The organism is Vibrio sp. SCP2 (assembly GCF_059295395.1).
On record NZ_JCAFVV010000001.1, the window covers coordinates 1,180,895 to 1,195,259 of the forward strand.

The following is a 14,365-nucleotide window of genomic DNA, read 5'->3' on the forward strand; positions in this document are numbered from 1 at the left end:
ATTTATTAATGGTGAATAAAATTGCAATTTTAGCTTGTGTTGGATTTTTTAGGATATATAATCGCTCATATTGAAGATTTATTCACTTTAAGTGAAATTGTAGTCATCTAGGGAGTAGTCAGATGAGCGATACACTTCTCGTTGAAGAGAACCACAAAACTAACCGGAATCTGCTGATGTTTGCGATTCCATCATTGCTAGGATTATTCTTTTTCCTTGCTCCGCTAACATACGACGGTAACTTTACCTTCCCACTGGCTTTAATGGCGAAAGGGGTTAAAGTGCTGCTAGGGGATGCGATTTTACCGACAGTCACGGGCGTAATCTGTTTTTCAGCGTTTGCATCACTTGCTGCAAGTCTTTTAAAGCCAACTTTTGTTACGCAATCTTATCTGCTTACAAGACTTTTCATTTTGACGCCAACTTGGCTGGTGATTCGTTCGTTAGGTGCGTTATTTACGCTACTGGCGTTGCATCAAATCGGGCCAGAGATCATCTGGAACGGTAACACGGGTGGTCTAGTTTTAAATGACTTACTTCCATCACTATTGGTGACTTTCTTCCTTGCGGGATTATTACTTCCGCTGCTGCTTAACTTTGGTCTGCTAGAGCTGTTGGGTACGTTACTGAGTAAGTTTATGCGCCCTGTTTTCCGTCTACCGGGTAGAGCGGCGATTGACTGTATGTCTTCATGGTTAGGCGACGGTACGGTCGGTGTTATCTTAACCAGCAAGCAGTATGAAGATAAAAAATACACAGCGCGTGAAGCAGCGGTGGTTGCAACTATGTTCTCGCCAGTGGGTATTTCATTCTCGCTTGTGGTACTGACTCAAGTTGGATTAGCGAACTACTTTGTACCGTTTTACTTTGCGATCTGTTTGTCTGGCGTTGCCGCGGCGATGGTGATTCAATTCCTGCCACCGCTATCTTACAAGAAAGATCTCTACATTGATGGTAGTGCGCCGAATCGAGATGATGAACTGGTTCCAGCTGGTAAATCGACTCTAGGCTTTGGTATGGAGCTAGCCCTTAAACGTGCCGACAAAGTAAAAAGCTTAGGCTCTGTGGCTAAAGAAGGCGTGCATAATGCGCTAGATATGGTGTTTGGTGTCCTCCCTGTTGTTATGGCGATTGGTACACTAGGCCTAGTGGTTGCAGAAGCGACGCCATTATTCTCAATGTTGGGTGCTCCGTTTGTACCTCTACTAGAGCTGCTTAATGTACCAGAAGCAGCGGCGGCGGCAGAAACTATGCTAGTGGGCTTCACTGATATGTACGTTCCTTCAATCATCGCGGCGTCATCTGTGAATGCGGACTTAACCAAGTTTGTTGTTGCAGCGCTGTCTGTTACTCAGCTGATTTTCATGTCAGAAACAGGTTCGGTGATCTTAAGCAGTAAGGTGCCAATTAACTTCCTAGAATTGGTGGCAATTTTCCTACTACGTACGTTAGTGACGCTTCCGATTATTGTTCTAGTGGCACACGCGATCTTCTAATCGAACTGAACTGTTCATTCCTAAAAGCCCGACAAATAGCTGTTTGTCGGGCTTTTTCTTTGTCTGTTAACACGCTTGCTTTATGAGTTTGATGAGCAAGTCTAGATCCTGTTTCGCTTGCCCTTGTAGTGGATAGCCCATATTGATTCGAATGCATTCGTTATACAGGTCGAGCGTGGTAAATAGGTGACCAAGCCGGACATCGAGTTGATGCTGTTCGACACTTTGCGCGAGGGCACCTTGGTCCAAGTTGGGTATTTGTAGCCATAGCACCATGCCGCCTTGTGGGTGACTGATTTTCACGTCACGCGGTAAATGCTGAGTAAGGTATTCAAGGTATTGCTGCCGCAAGCTAAGTAATTGGGTGCGCCTTCTCTTTACATGCTTGGCGTACTGACCTGATTCGATAAAATCCGCTACAGCGAGTTGGGTTGGCAGGGCAACGCCATAACTTGCCGATGCAAATTGGGTCTTGTACGTATCTAGGTATCTTCCCGGAAGACACCAGCCCAAACGGTAACTGGGTGAAAGGCTTTTTGAGACAGAGCCACACCATAAGACATAACCCTCCTTATCATAATATTTAGCCGGTAAGGGTGTATGGGAAGAGTAGGAGAGCTCCATATAGACATCGTCTTCGATCACCGGGATGCGGTAATCATTGGCGAGCTGGGCTAGTTTTTGTTTCTGGTTAGCCGACATATTGATGCCTTGTGGATTCATATGCGAGGTGCAAAATATCGCTCCATCGACACGTCTGTGCTTGAGATGCGCTTCAAGTTGTTCAAGGTCGATACCATCATCCAAAGAAGGGATCTCAATGATCTTGCGCGACATCTTGCCTAGCAGTTCTAAAATACCATTAAAGCATGGAGAGCTTATCGCGATGGTGTCGCCTTGTTTGGTGCAGGATTCTAGTGCTGCTTTGATTGAAGACATACACCCCGCGGTAACGACGATCTGATCAGGATTGAAATGTAAGTCGAGCTTGGCAAAGTGGGTGGATAAAGCGCTGCGCAGTAAAGGCTCGCCTTGAATATCGGGATAGTGATTGAGCCTGTCTCCCATCCGTTTCAGTGCGCGGCGAAAGCTGCGTTCCAGCTCAATCACAGACTGTTCATCCGCCGTGGTGCTCGACACGCCCAATGGACCACTTTTCGCACTGTGGGTTGGTGAACTTCTGATGACGTGAGAGACCTTACTTTCAAATTGAGCCCAATCTGGCGTTGAGTGCACTGGCTTGCGAGGTGAAACAAAGTAACCCGCTTGTGGCCTAGAGTGAATCCAACCCTGCGATTCGAGCTCTTGATAGCAACTGACCACTGTAGACATGCTGACGGATTGCTGTTTGGCTAGCTGCCTAAGCGAAGGCATTCTACCCCCTTCGACTCTTTTACCGTCTTCTATCTCTTGAATAAATTGATTCGCTAGCTGTTGGTAGATACTCATTCTGTCCCTGAACTGTACTGGTTTTTATTTGAAAAATTGTATCTGTATATGATTTATCGCTCAAGGGATACTGTGGCAAAACATAAGAGGGACGAATATGAAAAGAAATGACTTATTGCTCGCCGTGCTTGTCATGGCTATATGGGGATTTAACTTCTCGATGATCAAAATGGGGGTAACCAATGTTCACCCCTTATTGGCAACAGCAGCACGTTTTGCGCTCGCGGTGATTCCTGCGATCTTCTTTATTGCTCGGCCAAATGTCGCGTGGCGTTACCTAATTGGCTACGGCATTGTGTTTGGGGTCGGTGTGTGGGGAATGGCCTCTTGGTCTATCACTGCAGGACTTTCGTCTGGAATGTCTTCCGTTCTATTGTCAACCAATGTACTTATCGGCATGGCCGTCGGGATTTGGATTTTTAAAGAGCAAGCACCGCTGCGAAAAATTGTTGGGGCGGCATTAGCGATGTGTGCCTTAGCGGTACTGGTTTCAGCGACGACCGGGAATGTCACCTTGAAGGGTGTTGCATTGATTATGATCGCGGCGTGCTCTTGGACCTTGATGGGAGTCATTGTTAAAGCGTCGAAGACGACACAGGCATTCGCGTTCAATGTGTGGGGAATGCTATTTTCGCCACTGCCACTTGTTCTATTTGCCGTGTCTCTGCATGGTGAAGCGATCATCTGGCAGGCGTTTGAACAGTGGGATTGGAACACGACGATAGCCGTGGTTTTTCAGGCGTATCCAAACACTCTGTTTGGTTACTGGGTGTGGAATCTTATGCTGATTAAGTACCCGTTAAGTACCACTGCGCCACTGACGTTACTAGTTCCAGTGTTTGCTTTAGTGAGTGGATACTTTATGTATGATGAGGTGCTGTCGATGGCACAGATCATTGCCTCTGGACTGTTTTTGGTTGGGATTGGGTTAATCGTTAAGCCTGCATCGATGCAAAAGAGCCCGACTAAAGCGTTTGGTAAGCTAGCACGATAGATAGGATTCCGAGTAAGTGAAGACTTACTCGGAATGTGTACAATTACATCAATTCGACTTCAACGTCGCTCTGAATCTGGCTAGAGCAAGCGAGCGTATAACCTTCCGCTAAGTCTTGTTCAGTCAGAGTCTCGGTGCTAGTACGAGACACTTCCCCTTTAGTCACTTTGCATTTGCAAGAACCACACATACCGCTGCGACAAGCGATGATGATGGGTACACCATTGTCTTCTAGAACATCGGCAAGTGTCGCACCTTGTTCTACTTCAGCAGTGACACCAAAAGCAGGCACTTCAAATTGAACCACACCGCCAGCAGATGGCTCTTGATGGGTTTCGATTGGAGTGAAGCTTTCCTGATGAAACGCTTGAGGTTCAACTCCGAGTGCGAGTGAGTGAGACTCCATATCCTGCATAAACTGAGTTGGCCCGCATAGATAAACGGTGCGCTGTGCGATGTCAGGACATAGGGTTTGTAGCCACGCCTTATCTAGGCGACCTTGCGGATGACGCGTCCCGATGTTGTCTTTTAGCAGCAACTTAAAGTGGAAGTGGCTGTGAATGCTGTCCATTGACTCTAGCTCATCAAAATAGATGGTTTGCTGAGCGCTTTTAGCCATATGAATAAAGACGATGTCGATATCTTTTTCATCAGCTAACCAGGTCTTTGTCATCGACATTACAGGGGTAATACCGCAACCTGCGCTAAGCATAACGACTTTCTCTTTTGGCGCGCAATCGACACTGTTAAATGGACCCGTAGGCGCAAGGGCTAACACAGTATCACCCGGGGCGAAGGTATCGACAATGTGGTTTGAGATTAAGCCTCCCTCAACGCGCTTGATAGTCAGCTTTAACAGAGGTTCGTTAGGCACAGAGCTAATAGAATAGGCTCTATATTCAACTTTACCCTCCATCTCAAAACCGAGTGAGACAAACTGGCCGGGCTTAAATTCGAAAGCGATATTTTCATCGCCTATAGGGGCCAGCGTTATGCTCACGGTATCTGGGGTTTCTTGCCACTTCTCTACGCAGCGTAAAGTTGTTGGCAGGTTGTTTTGCCATTCACTTGTCATAGTTTTCTCTTAAAAAAGTGCCTAGCTCCAATTAGAGCTAGGCAAATTGGCGAGGATTAAGCAGCTAAGATGGTTTTTAGATCGTCTTCAACATTACCGATACTGCGCATGTCGAATTTCTCTTGGATGATTGCCAGTAGGTTGTCGGTCAAGAACGCAGGTGCAGTTGGACCTGTGTAGATACCTTTCACACCTAAAGCGAACAGGGTAAGTAAGATAACAATCGCTTTTTGTTCAAACCAAGATAGAACGAGAGTTAGCGGAAGCTCATTGATATCACAGTCGAACTCTTTAGACAGCGCTAGTGCTAGTTGGATTGCTGAGTAAGCATCATTACATTGACCCACATCGAGTAGGCGTGGGATACCGTTGATGTCACCAAACTGATTCTTGTTGAAGCGGAATTTACCACAAGCCAGAGTCAGGATAACGCTGTCTTCTGGTGCTGCTGCGGTGAAATCTGTGTAGTAACTACGCTCAGACTTATCACCATCACAACCACCCACTAAGAAGAAGTGCTTGATGTTGCCTTCCTTCACTTGCTCAACCACCGCTGGCGTTGCTTCCATTAGTGCATTGCGACCGAAGCCAACCGTGATCATCTGTTCGATTTCATCATGTTGGAAACCGTCTTGAGCTAGAGCGCACTCAATCACTTGGCTGAAATCATCACCTTCGATATGCGCAACACCCGGCCAGCCAACAATGCTACGAGTAAATAGGCGATCGGCGTATTGGCCAACATTTGGATTCAACAAACAGTTCGATGTCATCACAATCGCACCAGGGAAGTTAGCAAACTCTTTTTGCTGGTTTTGCCATGCGCTGCCGTAGTTACCGACCAAATGAGGATACTTGTTTAGCTCTGGGTAGCCGTGTGCAGGCAGCATTTCACCATTGGTGTAGACATTAATGCCCTTACCTTCAGTTTGTTGCAGGATCTTTTCTAGATCATGTAGGTCATGACCAGACACTAGAATCGCTTTGCCTTTTACTGTCTTAACGTTAACGGCAGTAGGAGTAGGATGGCCAAACGTCGCGGTTTCGCCTGCGTCTAGCATCTCCATCACTTTGTAGTTCATTAGACCGATCTGCATCGAACACTCTAACAGAGCGTTTAAATCTTCTGGATCAGTCCCAAGCCACGCCATGATTTGGTGGTACTCGGCATAAATATCCGTGTTGGTTTGCTCTAGTACGCGTGCGTGTTCCATATAGGCTGCTGCACCTTTTAAGCCATATAAGCAAAGTAGGCGCAGACCAATTACATCTTCACTCAGATGTTGGTAGCCGCGGTTAACCGCAACAAGTGGCGCGTGAGCAAGAATATCTTCCGCACTTGCCGGAAGCTCAAAGTGGGCGACAGATGGTGCTTCATCTAACTCGATATCACCCAATTTAGCTGCCGCGAGCGTTTGCTCTTTTAAGCGAGCTTTGTATTGCGCTGCCACTGACGCAAGCTCAAGAATGCGCTCTGGATCGAAGTTAACGTTGGTCAGCGTAGAAAAGAAAGCTTTTGGTGCCCACTGGTCGATTTCAGTATCGATGATATCGAATTTTCGCGCTTGCTCAGCCCAGTAAGATACACCTTGTAGGGTGTAGACTAATACGTCTTGTAAATCAGAAACTTCAGAAGTTTTGCCACACATACCTTGTGCAAATGAGCAGCCCTTTACAGTAGGGGTTTGAATAGTCTGTTCACATTGAATACAGAACATTGCGCGTCTCCAGTCGTGATAATTGTTAGCGGAACCGTCCGCCATTTTATTTTGAGACTGATAGAGCAGGTAGTGTGCCAATATTTAACTGTTTGTTATTTAAAGGTTTTACGTTACTTGTGGGACTGTGGTGATGTTGATTTTACATCGCAAGTGATGTGTAAATGACATCGGAAAGCGGAGTTGAGCAAGATAGTGTGTAATCTGTCATTACTTTTTGAGGTCACACTTTAAGCCAAAAGGAGAAAATGACGTCACTTCAAACAAGAAAACAGGTGAGGATTCACAAGCTTAGTGGGGGCTTTAAAGGGTGATGTGATTTTTACAACAAAGACTATTGGGCAGTAAAAAGGCTCACCGAAATTGATGAGCCTCTTATGAATTAAAATCGGTTGGCGAAAGAGAGCACTACCGCATTGGCTCGATATTTAACGCCGACATCACGCCACTCATTTCGTGACATAGTGTATTTCAATCCGAGCTCCCAATCTTTGTTCACCGCGTAGTTGAAACCAGCTTCTACATACCCGACTTGATCATTGCTCCAAGTTTGGTAGTTAGCAAGCCCCTGCAAATACAGGTCACCGATCAGCTTGTACTGAGCCTTACCTGTGACGGAAGGCATAAACTGATAGCCTCCTTCACTGGCGTAATTGCCTCCGCGCAGATGATCAGCTTCTAACTCAACCAAAAATCCATATAAACCAACACCGGCAGAGAGGTTGAGCTTATCGTTAATTTGGTAATGTTGATAATAAGTACCGCCAGCACTCCACTGCTTAAAAGCTAGGTAGATGTCTGAACCTTGGCTATAAGTGGTATTGTCGACTGAAAAATCTCCGTTAGCCGTACCATAACGACGAGTTTCAGACGGTGTTAAAGAAAATTCAACTGAGGTTTCATTGTCTATCGTGTACTCATAAATGACTGAGGAGAAGGGTTGGTGGTCATCAACCAGCTTAGAGCCTGGTAACAGGTCGTGATCATCCATTTGATCAACCGAGTCTGTCATATTAAAGCCGACGTCAAATTGAAAGCGATGACGATTCCGCTTAGGTAACTCACCAGTACCGCGCTTACGACCCTGATCGTATTGCAACGCTTTATCCGTTACTGACACACCGAACATGACACCGCCATCAGAGCTTGGACCTGCGGTTAGGCTTACGCCCTCTTTAACGTACGGCGAAACGACCAGTTGGTTAACAAGAAAACCAATACTTGCCCCTCCTAGTACGTCATCAGGGTAGTGGCGGTTACCATGAACGCGACTTGCAGCAACAAACGTCGCCGCTGCATATGCTGGTATTCCCCAAGCAGCGCCGTAGCGAGTTTGCAAGAATGCAGCACCGGAAAACGCGCCAGCTGCATGACCCGAAGGGAAAGACTTATAACTCGCTCCTGTCAGATCTGAATTTGGTCGGTAACGTCCGACCGTATTTTTGGTAACCTCGGTAATGCCTTGAGCGGCGAGAACCGAGATGGTCAGTTGAGCTGCCCCTTCAAGGTCTTGATGAATCAGGGAAGCAAAAAGACCGGTTGCAGGTAGGGCGATGGCAAGAACATCACCCGCTTCAACGATATCGTCATTCACTGACTCGTTGATGGCATTGTAGTCTTGCGCGGAGACCAACGGACTGCCTACAAGCATAGTTAAGCTTATCGCAAATAATGTTCTTTTCATCGCCTATCGTCTCTCCAGATTTAGAATCGGTTAGTTACCGACAGTAAGACTGACTCAGAGCGATATCTTGTTTGGTACATTTCCCAATTGTTGTTGGTATAAGCGTATTTCAACGCGACCGTCCAGTCTGGATTGACCTTATAGTTAACGCCAGTTTCAGAGGCAAACACTCGATCTCTATCGAAGATTTGGTAATCCATACGGCCCATTACTGACCACTTATCATTGAATGCGTATTCCATTTCTGCTGATACGGATGGAAGGACTGGCGTAGAGCTTAATTTGGAGTGCTTACCACCATTGATGAGATCGGTTTCGATATCAAGCAAGTAGGCATATAAACCTGCACCAGCAGTAAGAGAGACAGCATCACTGACTTGGTACTGTTTCTGGTACAGGGCACCTGCGCTCCACTGACGCAATGCGATAAAGATATCTTCCCCTTGCGCATAGGCGTTGTTGTCGATTTCAAAGCCACCACTTACTTTGCCCGTACGGCGAGTTTCATTAGGTGCCAGTTGGAACTCAATCGCGCTGTCATCGTTCAGTTGGTAGGCATAGATTGCGCGTGAGAATGGCTGGTATTCATCGACTGGTGCTGAGTTTTCAATCGTTTGGTTCGCGCCTAAATCACCCATGCTATCGTATAAGTTGAAACCGATGTCTAGCGTAAATGAATGTGCTTTTTTCTTGGCGTATACCGGGTTCGTACGCTTTCTGTCTGAGTCATACTCGAAGGCATCATTGGTTAAGCTGACGTTAACCATCATGCCATCTTTCATCGGCGCTGCGCTTAGGTTCACCCCTTCAGGCGTGTACTCTGAGACAAAAAACTGATTGGTTAAAAAGGCAATACCAGCACCGGCGACCACATCATCTGCATAGTGGCGGTTACCGTGTACACGACTTGCGCCAACAAAACTCGCGGCCGCGTACGCAGGAAGACCCCACTTAGCACCATAGCGGCTTTGTAGAAATGCTGCACCAGAAAAAGCAGCAGCAGTATGCCCTGAAGGAAAGGACGCTGAATTTGAAGAATTAGGTCGAATACGACCGACGGCATATTTTCCTGCTTGTACGATACCTATAGTCGTGGCAAGCGAATAGGTTAACTGCTTTGCGCCCTCAGCATCATCATGTAGCCATGCAGCAAAAAGGCCTGTCAGAGGTAGCGCGACTTGAATATAGTCACCAGCAACAACGATATCGTCATCAGTGTTTGACGTGATTGCGTTCGTTGTTGGATTTGCAAATGCAGTTCCTTGAGCAAGAACAGTGGTTATCGCCGCTGACAAAAAAAGTTTTTTCATAGAGTTATACCATCAACGTTGGTCTTAGTTGTTATAGAGATGAAGCGAGAAATGGCATGACAGAAGCGTTCCCGATAGTGTGTGAAATGCTCCCTGCCGTTACATTCACCGTGTCTATCATAACCGTAACTCATTGGTTAGGCGCGTTAAATTCGATTAACTTGTGACCAGTTTCTATTTTGAGAAACACTGCTCGGTAACCAAGTTCAAAATGTATTGCGCTAATATCTTTGCATCCTGTAGCAAAAATTAACTTCATTTAAATCATTTGCGGAGATTATAAGTCAATAAAGATTTGATGTAAAACCTTTATTGTTAATTTGTGTTTGTCTGATTGGGGTTTGAGCGATGGTTATCTTCTTGTGGCTGTTTTTTTTAAGTTTCTAATCATAATGTTATTGGGATGTCTAGGAGGGTTTCTTTGGGGCGATATGGACGAATAAATTTTAAGGTGACCTTATTTTTATAGTGAAACTTTGGTTGTAATATGATTTATTGGTTATACGCGCTCATCGATGGTCTTCATGTTCACTACACTTAGAATTAGCTGTTTTTAGGCGGGGATTCCCGCCTTCATTTTTAGATTCACTGTATTACACCTCTACGCCAAGCTTTTTACCCATTCTGTATAAATTGCCTCGATCCATTTGCAGAAACTCAGCGGCTTTCGCCCACGTGCCATTCGACTTTTCTAGTGCATGTAGGATCAGATCTTTTTGATAGTCTTCAACCAATCCACGCATAGCTTGACTCTGTTTGGGTAGGTAATTGTTATTTGTCAGCTTTGTTGCAGTCTCAATACCACCATCAAAGTGTTGAATGGTGATGATCTGCTGCTGATCTTGAATAGCACGCAGCGCGGCTCTAGTCAGCGTGTGCTCAAGCTCTCGGACATTGCCTGGCCATGCTTGACGCTCAAGTAGGCTAAGGCTTTTAGGGTGTAAATGCAGGTTAGGGATGTTGAACTGACTGCGGACTTTTTCTAGCAGGTAGCCCGCGAGTACGGGTAGGTCACCTTCACGTTTTCTTAGCGGTGGCACTGAAATAGGAAAGACATTTAGGCGGTGATATAAGTCGGCTCTGAACTGCCCATTTTCGACTTCTTGCGCTAGAGAACGGTTAGTGGCGGCGATAATGCGCACATTAACCAATAAGTGTTGGTCACTGCCGACTCGTTGCAGTTCACCTTGCTGAATCACGCGCAGCAATTTTGCTTGCAGCACTAGCGGTAATTCGCCCAACTCGTCTAGGAAAATAGTGCCGCCATCGGCAAGTTCAAATTTACCGGCTCTGGAACTATTTGCTCCTGTAAATGCGCCTTTAACATGACCAAATAACTCACTTTCAGCCAGTCCTTCAGGTAGCGCGGCGCAGTTTACATAGATCATTGGTTTGTTGGCGCGGTGACTTTGAGCGTGCACACTGTGCGCAACGAGCTCTTTTCCCACCCCGGTTTCCCCTGTGATCAACACGGCATAGTCAGACTGCGCGACCGTCGCTATGTTGGTGCGTAGTTTTTCTATCTGCGGACTAACGCCAACCATCTCTCCTTGCTTGGAGCGAGCTTGCTGAATCAAGGTTTCCGTGACGTGTTTTTGCTTCTTGTTTTGCGCCTTAAGGGCTTTCACTTGGGCAATGTTACGCAGAGTGGCAGCAGCAAGTGCGGCGAAGGTTTCGATTGTCACCGGATCAATGCTGTCAAATGCCCCCACAGTCAAAGAATCTAGCGTCAGCACTCCGACCAACTGCCCACCGACATACAAGCTACAACCCATACAGTCATGGACATCAAGCTCGGCTTCTTCACTTAACAAGATGCCACTAAATGGGTCGGGCAATTCACAGTCGGCACCAAAACGGACGGGTTGTTTGCTCTCCATGATGGCTTGTAATCGAGGGTGAGTTTTAGGGAAGAATCGCCGTGCTAGGATGCTGCTCGATATGCCTTTAACCGCAACGGGAGTAAGAAAGCCATCTTGATCGAGGATAAATAACGCGCTCGCATCACAAGGAAATACCTGATCAATACCATCAATAAGATGCTGATATTGGGTTTCACTATTTTGGTTGGAACTTAAATTGAGCGCGATATCCAACAGGACTTTATTCAAGCTAGCTTTCATTATTTGGCGATCCCTTTTTGAAGAGTCGCCATGCTAACAAGGTGATGTAATTTTCACATCGCCATTAAGGGTATAAACGCCGTACGGTTGATGTGAGTCAAAAACGACAGCAGAGCTAGGCTAAATCCCCAAATTGCTTACGATATTGCTGCGGGGAGACGCCGACCAAACGCCGGAAGTGATGACGTAAAGTCGTGGCACTTTCGAAGCCTGCCATACTGGCTAAGCGTTCGATAGAGTGAGACTCGATTTCGAGCAGACCTTTTGCGCGCTCAATGCGTTGCTGAATTAGCCACTCTTTAGGAGATAAGTTGAAACTGGCGCGAAATTTTCGATCAAACGTTCGACGTGACATACTGGCTTTTTCGGCAAGAAGATCAACGCTAATGCTCCTATCTAAATGACTGTTTGCCCAGTCGAGTGCCGATGCAAAATTGTTGGGAACTTCTAGCATCGGCGTCTCAACAAACTGTGCTTGACCGCCAAGCCGGTGGGCGGAAATCACTAACCTTTTCGCCACTTGATTGGCAAAGCTATAACCAAAATCATGACGAATAACGGCTAAGCCAAGGTCGAGTGCTGCTGCGCTTCCAGCAGAGCAGCCAATATTGCCATCAAAAACGTAAAGGACATCAGATTGATAATTTACGTTTGGAAACTGAGAGCGAAAGCTTTGCTCGTACATCCAATGAGTAGTCGCCGTTTTACCATCGAGTAGCCCTAGCTTAGCCAATAAAAACGCACCTGAACACAAAGTGAGCACTCGCTTACCTTGTTTGGAAAATTGACTAACTTCCGCTTCTATTTTCTCAGGAATCGCATAGTCCCAAGTCGGCCATCCGGGGATAATCAGAGTGTCGTAATCTTCAAGGCTTTCGACCTTTTGCGCGCTAAGGGTGATGTTTCCTGTGGTGTGGATGTCAGCGCTCTCTAACGTGACCACATCGGTCTCGTACCAAGACTCAAACTCTGGTCTAGGCAGGGCGAATAGTTCAATAGCACAAGACATTTCAAACAGCGCGGCATGGCTGTGGGCGAGTATCGCGACGCGTTTCATTTCTCTTCCTTGAAGACTAAGTTCATTTTCTTACTTTGGCTTATTATTAACGATGGTTGGCTTTTAAGCCAGTTTAATACATCGAGAATTGGTTGCACTATGGACACAATCTATAACAAAACAAGGACAAGTTATGACCAGTGCAGTATCTCGTGTTAAAGCCGCAGCAAGTGAACAAGCTCTAGCGCACTTTGAACAACTACTCAGATTCGAAACCGATTGCTGGGATGTGCATCATGCTCTTAGCAATGGTCTGCAAGATTTCATTTTGGTTGACGTCAGAGGCGAAAGCTTGTTTGAACAAGGGCATATTGATGGTGCCATCAACATTCCCCACCCTAGACTCAATGAAAAGCGCTTAGCTGAGTTTCCACTCGATACCTTGTTTGTGGTGTATTGCGCCGGGCCACATTGTAATGGCACAGAGAAAGCGGCGATTCGTTTAGCAAAGCTCGGCCGACCAGTGAAAAAGATGATTGGTGGTATCACAGGTTGGTTAGATGAAGGATTTGAACTGGCAACAGAGGAGGAAGCACAATGCAGTTAATCGTCGGAACGGGCTCAACATGGTCACTACGCGTCTGGTTATGCGCAACAATGGCGAACTTAGAGTTGGATGCTCAAGTCATTGACCTCTCTAATCCAGCGTCAAAACAGCAACTGGCTCAATTGTCGCCTTCTGCTTTGGTACCGGTGTTAAAAGACGGCAACTTGGCGGTGCATGATTCGTTGGCCATCGTTGAATACCTCAATGAGCAATCTGGAGGGGCGCTGTACCCGCAAGATCAAAGCCAGAGGGCGATAGCGCGTTCGCTCTGTAATGAAATGCACTCAGGCTTTTTTACCCTGCGTTCTCAATGCGGTTTCACGTTAGATTCTGTGCCGCCATCAGATTTATCAAACCAAGCACTACGACTTGAGATTGAACGAGTTACCGCTATTTTCTCGCAGGCCGAACTTCCCTTTATGTTTGCTCGACCAGGTGCCGTTGATGCGTTCTATGCCGTGCTTGCTTACCGCCTCAACAGTTATGGTATTCGCTTAGAAGGTAAGGCTGGGCAATATCAGGCTAGTCTATTGGATTGGGCGTTAATGCAATCAGGGATAGAGCAAATGAGACAGTGGGAGAGAAACGCTGAGTGAAGGTCGAGGCATAGCCACTAAGACTATGCATATTATGCATAATATCTTTGTTTAAATGTCATTTGAGTCATTGCGCGAGGAGCTCTACACTTCGCGCTCTTTTTTAACCCATGCTGAGATAATGAATCATGTTTTCTCAATCACTTTTTGCTCAGCTAGTGCGAATGATCCTGCTGTTAGCCCTCTCTTTGGTTGCGATCCACAACTCACCGAAGTTGTTGGAGCTACTGGCTCAGCAGGCGATCAATAGCGGTTGTCATCAGACGACGGGCGACGGCCACGACCATTCTCACCACCATCACCATTAAGGCTTTGC

Annotated in this window: 12 protein-coding genes; 5 read left to right on the forward strand and 7 right to left on the reverse strand. The window is 46.4% G+C overall.

From position 1 onward, the window contains the following. The first annotated feature begins 122 nt into the window (after positions 1-122). A complete protein-coding gene (locus AC5O63_RS05695) occupies positions 123-1,496 on the forward strand; it encodes a YjiH family protein (RefSeq protein ID WP_171320196.1) in 1,374 nt (457 codons plus the stop codon). Positions 1,497-1,562: 66 nt separating this feature from the next. Here AC5O63_RS05695 and AC5O63_RS05700 read toward each other — a convergent pair whose 3' ends face one another. Further along, complete coding sequence (locus AC5O63_RS05700) at positions 1,563-2,945, reverse strand: aminotransferase-like domain-containing protein (RefSeq protein WP_494504237.1); 1,383 nt, start codon at positions 2,943-2,945, stop codon at positions 1,563-1,565. Between the two features lie 97 nt (positions 2,946-3,042). Here AC5O63_RS05700 and AC5O63_RS05705 point away from each other — a divergent pair, with 97 nt between their 5' ends. Further along, positions 3,043-3,939, forward strand: a complete 897-nt coding sequence (locus tag AC5O63_RS05705) for an EamA family transporter (protein WP_494504238.1) — start codon at positions 3,043-3,045, stop codon at positions 3,937-3,939. 43 nt (positions 3,940-3,982) lie between these two features. Here the strand turns inward: AC5O63_RS05705 and AC5O63_RS05710 are convergent, their stop codons facing one another. The 6 genes from AC5O63_RS05710 to AC5O63_RS05735 all read right to left on the reverse strand — a co-directional run bounded on the left by AC5O63_RS05710 (position 3,983) and on the right by AC5O63_RS05735 (position 12,906). Further along, positions 3,983-5,014, reverse strand: coding sequence for an FAD-binding oxidoreductase (locus AC5O63_RS05710; RefSeq protein WP_494504239.1), 1,032 nt, complete (start codon positions 5,012-5,014; stop codon positions 3,983-3,985). A 56-nt stretch (positions 5,015-5,070) separates the two neighbouring features. Then, positions 5,071-6,732, reverse strand: a complete 1,662-nt coding sequence (gene hcp, locus AC5O63_RS05715; protein ID WP_494504240.1) for a hydroxylamine reductase — start codon at positions 6,730-6,732, stop codon at positions 5,071-5,073. A 382-nt stretch (positions 6,733-7,114) separates the two neighbouring features. Then, positions 7,115-8,416 (reverse strand): phosphatase PAP2 family protein, encoded by a 1,302-nt coding sequence (locus AC5O63_RS05720; RefSeq protein WP_494504241.1) that lies wholly within the window; start codon positions 8,414-8,416, stop codon positions 7,115-7,117. A 20-nt stretch (positions 8,417-8,436) separates the two neighbouring features. Further along, positions 8,437-9,726 (reverse strand): phosphatase PAP2 family protein, encoded by a 1,290-nt coding sequence (locus tag AC5O63_RS05725; protein WP_494504242.1) that lies wholly within the window; start codon positions 9,724-9,726, stop codon positions 8,437-8,439. Positions 9,727-10,319: 593 nt separating this feature from the next. Beyond that, the gene (gene norR / locus AC5O63_RS05730) at positions 10,320-11,849 is read right to left on the reverse strand and encodes a nitric oxide reductase transcriptional regulator NorR (RefSeq protein ID WP_494504243.1); all 1,530 of its coding nucleotides are present in this window, start codon (positions 11,847-11,849) and stop codon (positions 10,320-10,322) included. A 115-nt stretch (positions 11,850-11,964) separates the two neighbouring features. Further along, on the reverse strand, positions 11,965-12,906 hold the full coding sequence (locus tag AC5O63_RS05735) for a helix-turn-helix domain-containing protein (RefSeq protein ID WP_494504244.1): 942 nt from the start codon (positions 12,904-12,906) through the stop codon (positions 11,965-11,967). Positions 12,907-13,039: 133 nt separating this feature from the next. Between AC5O63_RS05735 and AC5O63_RS05740 the strand changes: the two genes are divergently transcribed. From AC5O63_RS05740 to AC5O63_RS05750, 3 genes are all read left to right on the forward strand, one after another. After that, positions 13,040-13,453, forward strand: a complete 414-nt coding sequence (locus AC5O63_RS05740; protein WP_239824920.1) for a rhodanese-like domain-containing protein — start codon at positions 13,040-13,042, stop codon at positions 13,451-13,453. Continuing rightward, entirely contained in the window at positions 13,444-14,049 is a 606-nt protein-coding gene (locus AC5O63_RS05745; protein WP_494504245.1) for a glutathione S-transferase N-terminal domain-containing protein, read from the forward strand. The genes AC5O63_RS05740 and AC5O63_RS05745 overlap by 10 nt, the downstream gene beginning before the upstream one ends. A gap of 128 nt (positions 14,050-14,177) precedes the next feature. After that, positions 14,178-14,357 (forward strand): hypothetical protein, encoded by a 180-nt coding sequence (locus tag AC5O63_RS05750; protein WP_494504246.1) that lies wholly within the window; start codon positions 14,178-14,180, stop codon positions 14,355-14,357. Positions 14,358-14,365: the final 8 nt, after the last annotated feature.